This window comes from Candidatus Pseudothioglobus sp. Uisw_050_01 (genome assembly GCF_048085775.1).
Classification (GTDB): domain Bacteria; phylum Pseudomonadota; class Gammaproteobacteria; order PS1; family Pseudothioglobaceae; genus Pseudothioglobus.
The window spans coordinates 254,775-269,859 of the sequence record NZ_CP159804.1 but is presented as its reverse complement, the minus strand read 5'-3'; the positions used below and the strand labels follow the sequence as shown (position 1 = coordinate 269,859).

Sequence of the window (15,085 nt, the reverse complement as noted above, 5' to 3'; positions counted from 1 at the left end):
AAAAGATTAGATGAATTTATTCATTTCCATCACCAACATTATTTATGATTATTTCACCATCATAAACTTCATATTCGAGTTTATTTGGATTACAACATATCTCACAGTCATAAATCTCAACGTCATTACCAATAAAAGATGGGCCAATTTCTAATGAAACTTCAAACTGCTCAAAACAAAAAAAACAGGTAATCACTTTATGTATCATTTTTTAAATTCTCCATTTTAATCATCTATTGCATATTTTTTGAGAAGCTCCATTGGAATTATTTCCAATGCTCTTATATGGGTACTTTGTAAATTCAGTCTTGGTGCCATGCCACTTTTCTCTGCTTCTAACCAACGCCCAGCACATACACACCAACTATCACCTGGTTCTAAGCCTTCAAAGCCATAATCCAGCATAGGAGTAGATAAGTCATTTCCTTGCGATTTTGTGTAGTCTAAAAATTCCTGCGAAGTTTCAATACAAACTGTATGAGAGCCAGAGTCATCTTTACAGGTATTACACTCACCATCTCGGTAGAATCCAGTAACTGGATCCATGCCACAGATTTCTAATTTTTTACCAAACACGTTAATTGATTCATCCATTGTTAAAAGTATTTAAAAAAAGTTAGCATTATATTTAAAATTTCGTTTGATATGTGTGAGGCATCATTCTTTATTTAAAATGGGAATGGTGGACAACATTATTAACACAAAAAGAAAAAGTAGAATTTGGTTTATCTCAATAGTACTTCTACTTTCTGCGATAAGCATTAATACGCTCGCAAATGAAGTTAGCAATATATCAAAACGTGTTCCAGCTGAATGGGAAACTCACGAAGCAATTTGGATGCAATGGCCTGGTTACTGGGAAAAAGAATATGAGCCAACCTTTGCGAAGATATCTGCAATTATTTCTCGTTACGAAACACTACACATTTTATATCATTCTGAAAAAATTTATGCAGAGGCACTTAAAGCGATACATAACATAGGAGCAGACCCTCAAAATAAAAATATCCGATGGCATAAAGTGCCTAATGACAATGCTTGGATGAGAGATAATGGGCCTATTTATGTTTTAGAAGATAATGAGTTAAGAATTCAAAATTGGGATTTTAATGCATGGGGTGGTGCTTTTGGCTCAGACATTCCTTTTAACCTCGACAACATGGTCCCAGATAAAGTTGGAGCGATACTTGATATGCCTGTTGATTCCATAAATATAGTACATGAACGTGGTAACTTAGAGTTTAACGGATTAGATACAGTTATTACAAATTGGAGCGCTCTAGGAGATCCAAGTCGAAATTTGAACTACAATAAACAACAGGCAGAAACTGACCTGAAGAAACACTTTGGTGTAAAAAATGTTATTTTCATTGAGGGTATTCCGGATGAAGACTTTACCAAAGGACACATTGATGGTATTGCCCGGTTTATTGGAGAAGAAACTGTTGTTGTAGTTCAATGTACATCTCGATCTTTATGTCGACCAGATAGTAAAGATGCTGAGATTTATGATAATGCAGCAAAAATAATAGAGAAAGCAGGGTTTAATGTAATAAGAGAGCCCATTGAGGGTTCTGTAAAATATAAAGATCAAAAGTTTGATACAAATTACATGAACTGGTTAGTTGGTAACGGATTTGTAATTGTGCCTGGCTTTGGGAATCCTGAAACAGATGCCTCAGCTAAATCTCGTATCGAAAATTATTTCCCAAATCGTGATGTGTATTTGATTGAAATGTTAAGTTCTTGGGCGGCTGGTGGTGGAGTTCACTGCCATACAAATGATCAGCCTGCAAATCCAATGTAAAATAATCTTTAACTTTATTTTGCAAACTCTGCTGATAATATGTGAGACGGGGTAACTTAAGATTCTAGATACACACTAGATACACACTAGATACACACTTTTAGAGAAACCCTATCAGAATAGTATCTGTAGGGGTAATAAGTCACTCTGTTTTTATGGTACCGCCTTTAATTAATCATTCCAAAACTGAGCCATCCCAAACAACCTCTCCATCCTTTCCATAGAGCTCACAGGTTCCAACAATATTATTTTCTTCCTGCCATTTTTTGCACTCTTCAAACGCGCCATTTTCTGTATCGCCAAGACCATACTCGCATCTTCCATCCTCACCTGCAACTGCAAACATATAAGAGGCATTTTTAATATCATTTTTCCAATTGCCCTCAACATCTCTTTTGCAAATTTCTAAGAGATTTGTGTTGTAATCAACTGTTGGATATTCTTCACTTGTTGCATCTTCTTTGTTTTCATCTTTAGATGGTCTTGAAGCATCATAATCCAATAAAATTTCTGGTGAAAATTCATATTCTTCTTCGCTCACTCTAATAATATTATTCCAATTTTTTAATATAAATTTTATTTCACTACTATTTTTATCAAATTTAAGTTCTCTAGCGCAGTCATGGAAAAGACTTCCATCTAGGATTTCACTTTCATTAATAAGACCTCTCTTGGACATTAATAGAAGAGCTGCTGAGCCTGCTTTGTCACTTTCACCTTCAAAAGCTTCACGTCCCATTTTTCTTTCGTATATTTCCTGAAGGATGTGACTGTCAAAAGATTTATTATCATCTAACAAATTTTTTGCAAAAAATCTAGCTCCTCCTTCAATCATCCATCGACTATTACTGTCTCTTTTATCTGCTTTATTTCTGCACTCACCTTCAGTTGTTAAATCATGCTGAAAGGCGTGATAAAGTTCATGCTGAAGGAATTCTTGAAGATCTGCATAAAATGCATCTCTTCCCCCTGGGTTATTTCTCATGTTGTCAGTAAGACCCATTCCTACAAGTCTTTCTTCGGTACAAACAGACCACTGAGAAGACCAGTCAACTCCTCTCTCTAAACCCTCTTTGATTTGACCCAATAATTCATAGTCAATATATCCACAACTATTATTTTTAGACCAGTCTTCTATCATCTGATAGCTTTCATTGATTTCATTTGGAGACATTAAAACTTGATGAAGGTGGCCCGGACCAAATTCTTGTATAGGTTCAATTATTTCACCTACATCATATATAAATACAAATATATTTGACTCACGTGAAGCCATTTTAGAACTAGCAGAATCAGCCCACTCCTGTAAAGTTTTTGTTGGAAAGCTTGATTTGTTGACAATAGTTATGTCGAAGTTTTGATTAGCCGATGAACTGTTTTGAGTATTATTGTTACACTCAAATACAAAATAAGTACCATCCGCAGATATACTCTTAACTGGCTCACTGCCATCAGGACATCCTGCTGCGAAACCTTGTGTTGAGAAAAGGGATAGAATTAAAAGAAAGATATATTGTTTAAACATACCTTGAGTATATACCTATTGATTTTAATTAAAAGATTCAAAATGGTTTATTGAATAATCTAAATATACAAACTTAGTGATAAAGTCCAAACTTCGTTTCATCTTTGAGGCAGTTCTTTTTTACACTATAATTAATTTTCTTTAAAAACAATACTAGGAGCGCTAATGTCAGTAGCAAGAATTACAACAGTAACCTTTGAATCAAATGAAGCGGCAGATATTGCTGCTGCTGCCTACGTTCCAAATGCACCAAGTGACTTTCCAGAAGCAGAGCAATTGATAGCAGTTAAGTCTGAAGGCAACGTCAACATATCTGTAACTTTATATGAGAGTAATGAAGCAATGGAAAGAGCAACAGCTGCAAAAAATAAAGTAATGGACGCTATTCAAGGGATTGTTTCTGTAGATACTAAAGTTGGCCCTGTAACACTAAACCATAGCAACTAACTAAAGTACAAAACTACTAAGTCCAATTTCGTTTGATGTGTGAGAGTTAATTTATGATTCTATTACACACTTATTACACACTTTTCTGGATATCGCATGAGGGCTGGGTTTTCGAGGTGCTATATTACTCTGTTTTTATACTAACGCCTCGACTTAAAAGCCTATTAGCGATTAATGCCAAAATAATAATCATAATACAAGGCACTAAAAAAGCCTTCCATAATTCAACAGAGCCAATGCCTAAAAATCCCATTCTAAAAGCATCCATCATATAATAAATTGGATTAAAAATTGACACACTCCTCCAGAAGCTAGGCAATATATCAATACTATAAAACATACCACCAAGATACGTTAATGGAAGCAAAACGAAATTTGGAACGATTGAAATATCATCAAAAGTCTTGGCAAAAACTGCATTTATAAAGCCAGCTAAAGCGAACATAACTGACGTTATAAGAAAGGTGATACCTATAACTACAAAACTATGAATTTGAATTTCAACAAAAAATGATATTGTAAAGGTTACTGCAAGACCAATAGTTAGCCCCCTACAAACACCACCACTCACAAAGCCTAATAAAATAACCCAATTAGGAGTTGTAGAAACTAATAACTCTTCAAAGCTATTATTATATTTAGTCATAAAAAATGAGGAAACTGTATTCGCATAAGATTGCATAATTACTGTCATAAGAATAATTCCAGGAACTATAAAATTCAGATAATCAACGCCCTGCATTTGACCAATTCTCCCACCCATTAAACCACCAAATATTAGTAAATAGAGTGAGGTTGTAATAACTGGAGGAATTATCGTTTGAATCCAAATTCTTACAAATCTTAGTATCTCTTTTGTAACAATGGTTTTATAAGCAATCCACATAATAATATTTAACTAGTAATTGATAAAAATAAAGCTTCTAAGCGATTTTGTGAACTACGAAGGTGGGACACATTAATATTTTGAGCTGACAAACTCAAAATTACATCTGAGATTGAAGTATTTTCTCCTTGTGCAACCTGTAAAGTAGTGTCATCTATTAATACACAATCACAATTAGTGATAGAAATATTGTTTGTCAATTTTTCGATAGTGTCTAGAATTAGTACTTGCCTCTTTGCTTTTAAAAGAAGCTTCTTCATATTAGTCTGCTCAACAAGATCGCCATCATTAAGAATTGCAATATTCCTGCATAAAGATTCCGCCTCTTCCAAATAATGAGTGGTTAAGATAATCGTCATACCCTCTTTATTAAGTTGGGTTAAGTAATCCCACATTGATTTACGAATTTCAACATCAACGCCAGCAGTTGGCTCGTCTAAAATTAATATGCTTGGTTTATGCATTAATGCTCGAGCCAGCATCAGTCGCCTTTTCATGCCACCAGATAGGGATTGTGCAACATCAAATCGTCTATCCCATAACTCCATCTTTTTCAAAAGAACTTCAGCTTGAATTTTAGCTTCTGCGCGAGAAATTCCAAAGTAACCAGCTTGGTTCATAAGAATTTCCATATTGGGCTCATGGGGATTAAAGTTAAACTCCTGAGGCATTAAGCCAATCATTTTTTTTACTTCATTTGCATGTTTATTTTGATCTAGACCATTTATCTTTACCTCACCAGAGGTGCTCTTTAGCAAGCCTGAAATAATTCCAATTGCCGTAGTTTTTCCAGCGCCATTAGAGCCTAAAAGTGCAAAAAAATCACCCTTTTCTACCCTTAGATTTACACCCTTCAGTGCCTCAAGATTATTAGAATATATTTTGGTTAGATTATCTGTGGAAAGTGCTAATGTCATAAAATTATCTTACTTAGATTATAAAAAAATAATTAACTTATTATATAAAAATAAATTAGTTTTGACATGTAAATTTATTTTCATATTTATCCCACTTCACAAGCTAAATTTGGGATAATTACATGCTTAAAATACAAAGCTATTTAATAGTCTATATGCCAACCCAAAAAAATGTCGAGTTACCAGATATAGGTGATTTTGACTCTGTTGATGTTATTGAAGTTTTAGTGAAAGTTGGAGATACTGTCAATGAAAATGACAGTCTTATTACATTAGAAACTGACAAAGCTACTATGGAAATCCCTGCGCCCTTTCCAGGAAAGGTAGCCAGTCTTAAAGTAAAAGTTGGAGATAAAATAGCTAAAGGCGAGCTCATTCTCACCATTGAGAGTGATTCTGAACCTGAAGAAGAAGCTTCAAATAAAACAGCTGCTCCTAGCAATTCAGAAGCAACGGGTTCAAATAATCAATCTAATACTTCACAAAAAAATGTCGAGTTACCAGATATAGGTGATTTTGACTCTGTTGATGTTATTGAAGTTTTAGTGAAAGTTGGAGATACTGTCAATGAAAATGACAGTCTTATTACATTAGAAACTGACAAAGCTACAATGGAAATCCCTGCGCCCTTTCCAGGAAAAGTAGCCAGTCTTAAAGTAAAAGTTGGAGATAAAATAGCTAAAGGTGAGCTCATTCTCACCATTGAGAGTGATTCTGAACCTGAAGAAGAAGCTTCAAATAAAACAACTGCTCCTAGCAATTCAGAAGCAACGGGTAGTTCACATATTGAGATTGAAGAACCAAGTGTTTCAAGCTCAATAACTGAAGACCCTAAAGAAGAAATTTCTTTAAATACTGATTCAAATTCTCACGCCTCTCCTTCCATACGAAAATTAGCAAGAGAACTTGGAGTTAGCTTATCAAAGATTAAAGGTACAGGTAAAAAAGGCAGGATCTTAGAGGAAGATTTAAAGTCTTTTGTAAAACAAATAGTTATTAATGGAGATACTGATAATGAAGTAGAGATAGTTCCATTATCTAGAATTAAGAAAATATCTGGAAAACACCTCTCAAGTAGTTGGAGCTCAATACCTCATGTCACTCAATTTGATGAAGTTAATATTGAGCAATTAGAGAAATTTCGCAAACATCAAAAAGAAAGAAATATTAAATTAAGTCCCCTAATTTTCATTATGAAGGCTGTCGTTCAAGTTTTAAAACGTCATCCAAACTTTAATGCTTCTTTAGATGAGAGTGGTGACAATTTAATAGTAAAAAAATACTTTAATCTTGGTATTGCAGTTGATACGCCAAATGGCTTGCTGGTTCCAGTTGTAAAAGATGTGGGTAAAAAATCATTAGTTGAACTCGCTGAAGAACTTGCTGATATTTCTTCACGAGCTAGAGAGGGTCAATTACAGGCAAGCGAAATGAAAGGTGCGGGCTTTACGATTTCAAGCCTAGGTGGAATTGGTGGGACCCAATTTACGCCAATTATTAATTCACCTGAAGTTGCAATTTTAGGAGTCTCTAGAACACAAATAAAGCCAGTTTGGAATGGGACTTCTTTTGAGCCTACGGCAATGATTCCACTCGCACTTTCATATGATCACAGAGTTATAGATGGTGCAGAGGGAGCGAAGTTTATGGCTGAACTAAATCAAGTTCTTAGCAATATTATGGAGATGTTATTATGATTAAAACTAAAGTTTTAGTTATTGGATCTGGTCCAGGCGGGTACACAGCTGCTTTTCGTGCGGCTGACTTAGGTAATGAAGTTACCTTAATTGAAAGTCATAAAACTCTTGGTGGGGTTTGTTTAAATGTGGGCTGTATTCCTTCTAAAACACTTCTTCATACTGCTGAAGTAATCAACGAAGCCAAGCATGCAAATGAACTTGGTGTTACTTTTAAAAGCCCTAAAATAGATATTGATGGTGTTAGAAAAAATAAAGAAGCTATAGTAAGCAAGCTTACTGGTGGCATTCAAGCCCTTGCTAAAGCAAGAAAAGTCAAAGTAATTACGGGCTATGCAAAATTTCTTTCAAAGAATCAAGTGGCACTTGATGGGACTGATGAAGTCATTGAATTTGAGCAATGTATTATTGCAACAGGCTCAAGAGTAACGAAATTTCCAATGTTTCCATTCGAGGACAAGCGAGTAATGGACTCCACAGATGCCCTGATGTTGGATGACATACCTAAAAGAATGCTGGTTGTTGGTGGTGGCATTATTGGCCTCGAAATGGCTACAATTTATGATGCCCTTGGAAGTGAAATTACTATGGTTGAGCTTGGCAATCAAATTATTCCTGTGGCAGACAAAGATATTGTTACTCCATTATTTAAAAAAATAAAAAAGACTTATGCTAATGTCTTTTTAAACACTAAAGTTACCAAAATGACTGCAGCAAAAAAAGGAATAAAAGTTGAGTTTGAAGGTAAAGATGCTCCAGAGTCAGACACATTTGACAAGGTTTTAGTTGCTGTTGGGCGAACCCCTAATGGCCTATTAATTGATGCTGAAAAAGCTGGCGTTAATATTGATAAAAGTGGATTTATTGCTACAAATAATCAAATGAAAACTAATGTTGATAACATATTTGCTATAGGAGATATTGTTGGACAACCAATGCTTGCTCATAAAGCCACTCATGAAGCTAAAGTTGCAGCAGAAGTAATTAGTGGCAAAAAAACTGGATTTAATGCTCTTACAATTCCCTCAGTCGCTTATACAGATCCAGAGGTAGCATGGACTGGCAAAACTGAAAAAGAACTCATAGAAGCTGGAGTTAAGTTTGATAAAGGTGTGTTTCCATGGGCTGCATCTGGAAGAAGCTTGAGTATTGGAAGAAGTGAAGGTGTATCAAAGGCTTTATTTGATGCTGAGTCAGGTAAGATTCTTGGCATGGGTATTTGTGGAAATCATGCTGGTGATTTAATTTCTGAGGCTACTTTAGCCATTGAAATGGGTTGTGATATGAGCGATATTGCTTTAACCATTCATGCACACCCTACTCTTTCAGAAACGACTGCATTTGCAGCTGAAATGGCTGAAGGTACAATTACAGATTTGATGCCGCCAAGAAAGAAAAAATAGGTGAAATATGGATATTAAACAAGCTAGAAAAAATGTTATTGAACAGCAAGTAAGGCCTTGGGGTGGTCTCAATGTGAGAGCAAATCAAGCATTAACAGATATCCCACGTGAAAACTTTGTTCCAGAAGAATATCAGAAGTTAGTATTTGCTGATATTGAAATACCTCTTAATAAGGTAGGCAAAATGCTTTCACCAAAAATTGAGGGCAGGATTCTAGATAGCCTTGACCTAAAAGGCCATGAAAATGTTCTAGAAGTTGGCACTGGAAGCGGTTACTTTACTTCCGTACTATCTTTACTATCAAATTCAGTTATAAGTATTGATGCTGATAAAGACTTACATGCTTTAGCAAAAAGTAAGATTAATAAACTTAATTTAAGCAATATAACCCTTAAGCATGAAAGCTTTCTAACTTCTAATTTTGAGAATGGGCAGTTTGATGCAGTTGTTCTAGGATGTGCTCTTCCTGAAATTAATAAAGACTTAAAAAAACTTCTAAATTTAGGTGGAAAATTATTTGTAGTTGTTGGATCAAAAAACCAAATGCATGCAACTCTTGTTTCACGTCTAAATGAAAATGAATGGCACTCCAAATCGCTTTTTGAAACGCATTTAGACGTCATGATAGGTTCTGAGCCATCTGTCAAATTTACCTTTTAACTTGAACTAGACAGATATGCTTAATTCTTTATTGAATTTCTTAATTAAGAAGCCAGCATGGTCTTTAGCTCTGTTTTTAGTTGTTATTGGAACAACATTTCTACAAATTCAAAATTTCTCACTTGATGCCTCCTCAGAGTCATTATCACTAGAGGGTGATAACAACCTAGAACTTTATTTTGATACCCAAAAAACTTTTGGCTCTGATGAATCGTTAGTAATTAGCTACACGGCTAATGAAGAAACTATTCTTGGTACTAAACAGATATCTCACCTGCGCTCCTTAAGAGATGACTTACTCAATATTGAAGGTATTAATTCAGTAATATCAATACTTGACGTTTCTCTATTTCAATCCCCACCTCTTTCTCTTATTGAACTTGCGAGTGATGTTTATACAATTGACAATGGTAAGGCAGAATTGTCTTACATTGAAAATGAATTTAAAAATAGCCCACTTTATGCTAACAACCTAGTTAGCACAGACTTAAAAACAACGGCGTTATTAATTCCACTTTCTACTGACAACCCAGAAATATTAATTAATCAAGAAACTTTGAAAGTAATAATCGAAGACATACGTTTAACGATGAATGAATATCGCAATGAAGCAAGCTTATTCTTGGGCGGAGTTCCAATGATAAGAAATGATGCAATTGCATATATCAAAAGTGATTTAATAGTATTTAGTCTTGCTGTTATTTTGGCAATGTCCATAATGCTAGCATTCTTTTTTCATAAAATTCGATGGGTTGTGGTTCCAATAATGATTAGTATTATTGGCGCTCTTTTCATGACTGGAGTAATAAGCGCTATTGGCTGGAAAGTTACCGTTATTTCAGCAAATTTTTTCTCTCTTCTTCTTGTTATGACCCTGTCTGTAACTATTCACTTAGTGGTTCGCTATAGAGAAATATCGAGCAATAATCCTGATGCAACGTCTTCAGAATTAACAAAGCAGACTTTGACAGAAATGATTAAACCATGCACCTATACCGTAATTACAACTATAGCTGCATTTGTTTCTTTAACCACAAGTAATGTTAAGCCTGTAATTGACTTTGGCTTAATGATGAGTATAGGAGTAATGATAGCTTTTGTATTATCCTTTATTAGTTTTGCAATATTTACGATGCTTCTACCAAAACCTAAAACTGTAAGTCATCCAGATCAATTCTTAGTTTTAGAAAAATTTGCAATTATTACCGATAAGTTTGGTAAGCGAATACTAGTAACTCTCATTGCAACTATGATTATTGCCTTTATTGGTTTAAGTAAACTTTCAGTAGAGAATAGCTTTATAAACTACTTTAAAAAAGATACAGAGATTTATCAAGGGCTTCACTTAATTGATAAAGAGCTAGGTGGGACAGTTCCATTAGAAATTGTTTTTAATGATATTGCAAATGCGTATTGGGCAGATTCAAGCTTAAGGGATGACTTCCATGAGGTTCATAAGTACCTTGATGGAATACCCAGCATTGGAAAGGTTTTGTCAATTGATACATTCATGCAAATCCTTAAAAAATCAAATAATGGGAAAACACCTAATGGATTTTTGTTAACTTTAGGTAAAAATAATATGCCTGAATTTGCTAAAGAGCAGATTTTAAAGCCACATATATCAGATGATAGTGACCAAATAAGAATAGTAGCAAGAATTAAAGAAACAACAATAGGGTTAAATAGAAACCAACTCATTAATGACATCAATAATGATTTGATTAAAAACTTTAACTTTAATCAAGAAGATTTTTATTTCACAGGGACATTTTCACTCTACAATAATCTTCTACAAAGTTTATTTGAATCTCAAATAAAGACTATAACTAGCGTCTTTGTAATTATTTTTATAATTTTTGTATTCATATTTAGATCAGCATCAATTGCACTTATAGCTGTGTTGCCAAATGTAATTCCATCGCTATTAATCTTAGGGGTTATGGGTTTAGCAAATATACCGCTAGATATTATGACAATAACTATAGCAGCTATTGCTATTGGAATCGGAATTGATAATGCAGTCCATTACATCAGTAGATTTCAAAATGAGGTTTTAAAGGATGATGACTACTTATCTTCGATGTACAGAACACATAGCACTATTGGTATCTCAATGTTTTATACTGCTGCCACAGTTGCAGTTGGGTTCTTAGTTATAATATTATCGCACTTTACTCCGAGTATTTATTTTGGTATTTTTATGGCGATTGCTATGTTGAGTGCCGTAATTGTTAATCTAACATTACTTCCTAAGTTGCTAATAATTTTTAAACCCAAAATGAATAACCAAAGGCTTATAAAATAAAAAACCCCACCTCGAATAAGAGAGTGGGGTTAGTCTACTATTAAAAGGAGAAATAAGTTAAATATAGTAGTTTTTAACTTACGCGAGATTATATATAAAAATTAATTTAATAATTTTTATTTTGTGTCTTTTTGTATCAATAAATCATGGCAAACAATTATCAATTTGATGTTCTTATTATAGGCTCTGGAGCTGCAGGCTTGATGAGTGCAATTCAGCTGTCTGAAAAGCTCTCAATAGCTGTAATAGCGAAAGATAAAGTATTAGAAGGCTCTTCTTATTACGCCCAAGGTGGCATATCTGCAGTGCTGGACCCAGAAGATAACTTTGAGTCACATATTTTGGACACAATAAATACTGGATTTAACTTAGGCAGTGAAAAAAGTATTAGGTTTATGGTGGAGCAAGCTCCTTCAGCAATTTCAGACCTTGAAAATACTGGTGTAAAATTTTCACATGTCAATAACAGCTATGACCTAACTACTGAAGGTGGTCATAGTTCAAAAAGAGTAGCTCATGTTGCTGATAAAACTGGTCAGTCAATCCAAGTTAACTTATTAGCAAAAGTTAAGCAAAAAAATAATATTACACTTTTTGAGCAATATGTAGCAGTTGACTTGCTAGTTGATGATGGAAACTGCAATGGAGCATATGTTTTCAATAAGAGTACAAAAGAGGTTAGTACTTTTTCCTCCCATAAAACTATATTAGCCACTGGAGGAGCATCAAAATCCTACCTTTATACTTCAAACCCAGACACCTCAACTGGCGATGGAATTGCCATGGCCTATCGAGCTGGTTGTCATATTACTAATATGGAATTTACACAATTTCACCCAACGTGTCTTTTTCATCCACATGCTAAGTCATTTCTAATTTCTGAGGCATTAAGAGGTGAAGGAGCAAAACTACTTCTACCGAATGGTAAAGAATTCATGCACAAGTATGATAGTAGACTTGAACTTGCTCCCAGAGATATTGTGGCAAGAGCTATCGATAATGAGATGAAGGTTAATGGGTATGACTGCGTTTATCTTGATATCTCATTCAAAGACGCCAAATGGATCAAGTCACGCTTCCCAGCTATTTCACAGCGATGCAATGAGCTAGGCATTGATATATGCAATGAAGCCTTGCCAGTTGTCCCAGCTGCTCATTATACATGTGGTGGAGTTGATACAAATTTAGATGCACAAAGCAATATTAAAAACCTTTATGCGATTGGAGAAGTAGCTCATTCTGGTGTGCATGGTGCCAACAGATTAGCAAGTAACTCTTTACTTGAATGCATTGTTTTTGCAAAATCTTGCGCCAAGCATATTAATGACAGTGTCTTCGAAGAAGTATTCCCTTCTATTACAAAATGGGATGCTTCTAGAGTCGCCCCTTCAAAAGAGAAAGTAGTTATCTCCCACTTATGGCTTGAAATCAGACTCATTATGTGGAACTTTGTAGGCATTGTCAGAAGTGATAATCGACTTAATTCAGCCCATTTAAAAATTCAACAAATAAACAAAGAAGTTGATGAATATTACCGCATTTATACTATAACTGATGATTTAATTGAACTAAGAAACTTAGCTCAAACATCAAAAATTATTGTAGAATCAGCAATCTCTAGAAAGGAAAGCAGAGGTTTGCACTATAACCAAGATTACCCAAATCAACTTAACAAAATACGTAACACTGTTATGATTAAAACATGATTTTAGACATTTTAAAGTACCCTGATAAGCGCTTAAGGACGGTTGCAAAAGAAGTAGACACCGTTAATGCAGTTATCAAGAAACAAGTTAAAGACATGTTTGAAACTATGTATGATGCTCCTGGTATTGGCTTAGCCGCAACCCAAGTTAATTTTCATAAGCGCATCATTGTCATTGATATTTCAGATGAATGCAACCAGCCACTATGCCTAATAAACCCAAAAATAATTGAAAAAAATGGTGAAATTGAATGGGAGGAAGGATGCCTTTCAGTTCCAAATTACTATGAAAGTGTTAAAAGATCCAATGAAATAAAAGTTAGTGCGCTTAATCAGCTTGGTGAGTTGTGTGAAATTGATGCAAGTGAGATGTTGGCAGTTTGTATACAACATGAAATGGATCACTTAAATGGCATATTATTTGTAGATCATTTATCTAAATTGAAACAAAAACGCCTAAAAAAGAAAGCCGAAAAAAATACCTTAAAATTTTAATTTTATGAATATTGGCCCTTACTCTCTTCCATCACAAGTTTTACTTGCACCGATGGCAGGTACGAGTGATAAACCCTTTAGAATGATATGCAGAGCTCAAGGTGCTGGCCTAACAACGTCTGAGATGGTTGTGATGCAAAACCATCTTCTTAATTCAAATAAATCTAAACATCGTCTAGACTTTACGTCGGAACAATCTCCTATTAGCATTCAAATAGCAGGCTCAGAGGCAGCAGAATTAGCTGAATCAGCCAGAAAAGCAGTTGATTTTGGGGCGGATATTATAGATATCAATATGGGCTGTCCTGCAAAAAAGGTCTGCAATAAAGCTGCTGGTTCAGCTTTAATGCAAAACGAAAAACTTGTGGAAGACATCATTAAGTCTGTCGTTAGTGCGGTTGATATTCCTGTTACTCTTAAAATGCGTACAGGATGGAATGAAGAAAATAAAAATGCTCCCACTATCGCAAAAATTGCTGAGGATTTTGGCATACAAATGTTGGCAATTCATGGGAGAACTAGGTCACAAAAATATAACGGTGAAGCTGAATTTAATACAGTTAAAAAAATTACCAAAATGGTGTCAATTCCAGTTGTTGCAAATGGCGATATCACCTCCCCAGAAAAAGCTAAAGATATATTAGACTTCACTGGTGCCAAAGCTGTCATGCTTGGTCGAGCAACACAAGGAAATCCTTGGCTAGTTGGTCAGGTTAATCATTTTTTAAAGACTGGAAACAAAGCAGAAGAGACTTCTTTAAATAAAAAAATTTCCCTTATCTTGAGCCATATTCTTCAAATTCATGATTTTTATGGCCATAAATTAGGCACACAGTTATCCAGAAAGCATATTTTTTGGTATTCTATGCACCTTGACCAAGAAAAAGGGACAGCATTTTGGCCAAACATTAATAGAGTGTCTGATCACTCTGAACAATATTCAATTTTTCATGATTTTTTGTATTCAATATGACACAAAGGGGTTTACAGGATTGTATCAAAGATAGTCTCGAGAAGTACTTCTCGGACTTGAATGGTGAAAAATCAAATGGAGTTTTTAAGATGGTTATCCAACAAACTGAGTCAGCTACTATTAAGTTTGTCCTAGATAAAGTCAATCAAAATCAAAGTGAAGCTGCCAGAATCCTTGGCATAAACAGAGCAACCCTAAAGAAAAAAGTAAGCCTTTATAACCTGTAAGAGTTTATAATCAATTCCTTAAAATATCTAAATT

Annotated in this window: 15 protein-coding genes; 10 read left to right on the top strand and 5 right to left on the bottom strand. The window is 34.6% G+C overall.

Annotation, left to right across the window (positions count from 1 at the left end):
* Positions 1 to 16 precede the first annotated feature (16 nt).
* A complete protein-coding gene (locus ABXT51_RS01295; RefSeq protein ID WP_416695799.1) occupies positions 17 to 208 on the bottom strand; it encodes a CPXCG motif-containing cysteine-rich protein in 192 nt (63 codons plus the stop codon).
* 17 nt (positions 209 to 225) lie between these two features.
* Entirely contained in the window at positions 226 to 594 is a 369-nt protein-coding gene (locus tag ABXT51_RS01290; protein ID WP_416695798.1) for a DUF2237 family protein, read from the bottom strand.
* A gap of 55 nt (positions 595 to 649) precedes the next feature.
* On the opposite strand from ABXT51_RS01290, the gene ABXT51_RS01285 reads away from it, so the two are divergent.
* Positions 650 to 1,807 carry an agmatine deiminase family protein gene (locus tag ABXT51_RS01285; protein ID WP_416695797.1) on the top strand — a complete coding sequence of 386 codons (1,158 nt, stop codon included), beginning with the start codon at positions 650 to 652 and terminating at the stop codon, positions 1,805 to 1,807.
* 175 nt (positions 1,808 to 1,982) lie between these two features.
* Here ABXT51_RS01285 and ABXT51_RS01280 read toward each other — a convergent pair whose 3' ends face one another.
* Positions 1,983 to 3,332 carry a hypothetical protein gene (locus tag ABXT51_RS01280; protein WP_416695796.1) on the bottom strand — a complete coding sequence of 450 codons (1,350 nt, stop codon included), beginning with the start codon at positions 3,330 to 3,332 and terminating at the stop codon, positions 1,983 to 1,985.
* Between the two features lie 165 nt (positions 3,333 to 3,497).
* Here ABXT51_RS01280 and ABXT51_RS01275 point away from each other — a divergent pair, with 165 nt between their 5' ends.
* Positions 3,498 to 3,779 carry a hypothetical protein gene (locus ABXT51_RS01275; RefSeq protein WP_416695795.1) on the top strand — a complete coding sequence of 94 codons (282 nt, stop codon included), beginning with the start codon at positions 3,498 to 3,500 and terminating at the stop codon, positions 3,777 to 3,779.
* 124 nt (positions 3,780 to 3,903) lie between these two features.
* Here the strand turns inward: ABXT51_RS01275 and ABXT51_RS01270 are convergent, their stop codons facing one another.
* Positions 3,904 to 4,665: an ABC transporter permease gene (locus tag ABXT51_RS01270; protein WP_416695794.1), complete on the bottom strand. Its 762-nt coding sequence runs from the start codon at positions 4,663 to 4,665 to the stop codon at positions 3,904 to 3,906.
* A gap of 8 nt (positions 4,666 to 4,673) precedes the next feature.
* On the bottom strand, positions 4,674 to 5,582 hold the full coding sequence (locus tag ABXT51_RS01265) for an ABC transporter ATP-binding protein (RefSeq protein WP_416695793.1): 909 nt from the start codon (positions 5,580 to 5,582) through the stop codon (positions 4,674 to 4,676).
* Between the two features lie 122 nt (positions 5,583 to 5,704).
* Here ABXT51_RS01265 and ABXT51_RS01260 point away from each other — a divergent pair, with 122 nt between their 5' ends.
* From ABXT51_RS01260 to ABXT51_RS01225, 8 genes are all read left to right on the top strand, one after another.
* Positions 5,705 to 7,279 carry a dihydrolipoyllysine-residue acetyltransferase gene (locus tag ABXT51_RS01260; protein ID WP_416695792.1) on the top strand — a complete coding sequence of 525 codons (1,575 nt, stop codon included), beginning with the start codon at positions 5,705 to 5,707 and terminating at the stop codon, positions 7,277 to 7,279.
* Entirely contained in the window at positions 7,276 to 8,682 is a 1,407-nt protein-coding gene (gene lpdA, locus ABXT51_RS01255; RefSeq protein ID WP_416695791.1) for a dihydrolipoyl dehydrogenase, read from the top strand. Before ABXT51_RS01260 ends, lpdA begins: the two co-directional genes overlap by 4 nt.
* A gap of 7 nt (positions 8,683 to 8,689) precedes the next feature.
* Positions 8,690 to 9,343 carry a protein-L-isoaspartate O-methyltransferase family protein gene (locus ABXT51_RS01250; protein ID WP_416695790.1) on the top strand — a complete coding sequence of 218 codons (654 nt, stop codon included), beginning with the start codon at positions 8,690 to 8,692 and terminating at the stop codon, positions 9,341 to 9,343.
* 16 nt (positions 9,344 to 9,359) lie between these two features.
* The gene (locus ABXT51_RS01245; RefSeq protein ID WP_416695789.1) at positions 9,360 to 11,651 is read left to right on the top strand and encodes an efflux RND transporter permease subunit; all 2,292 of its coding nucleotides are present in this window, start codon (positions 9,360 to 9,362) and stop codon (positions 11,649 to 11,651) included.
* A 146-nt stretch (positions 11,652 to 11,797) separates the two neighbouring features.
* Positions 11,798 to 13,357: an L-aspartate oxidase gene (gene nadB, locus ABXT51_RS01240; RefSeq protein ID WP_416695788.1), complete on the top strand. Its 1,560-nt coding sequence runs from the start codon at positions 11,798 to 11,800 to the stop codon at positions 13,355 to 13,357.
* The gene (gene def, locus ABXT51_RS01235; protein WP_416695787.1) at positions 13,354 to 13,851 is read left to right on the top strand and encodes a peptide deformylase; all 498 of its coding nucleotides are present in this window, start codon (positions 13,354 to 13,356) and stop codon (positions 13,849 to 13,851) included. The genes nadB and def overlap by 4 nt, the downstream gene beginning before the upstream one ends.
* Before the next feature lie 4 nt (positions 13,852 to 13,855).
* Entirely contained in the window at positions 13,856 to 14,824 is a 969-nt protein-coding gene (gene dusB / locus ABXT51_RS01230) for a tRNA dihydrouridine synthase DusB (protein WP_416695786.1), read from the top strand.
* On the top strand, positions 14,821 to 15,051 hold the full coding sequence (locus ABXT51_RS01225; RefSeq protein ID WP_416695785.1) for a helix-turn-helix domain-containing protein: 231 nt from the start codon (positions 14,821 to 14,823) through the stop codon (positions 15,049 to 15,051). The genes dusB and ABXT51_RS01225 overlap by 4 nt, the downstream gene beginning before the upstream one ends.
* Positions 15,052 to 15,085: the final 34 nt, after the last annotated feature.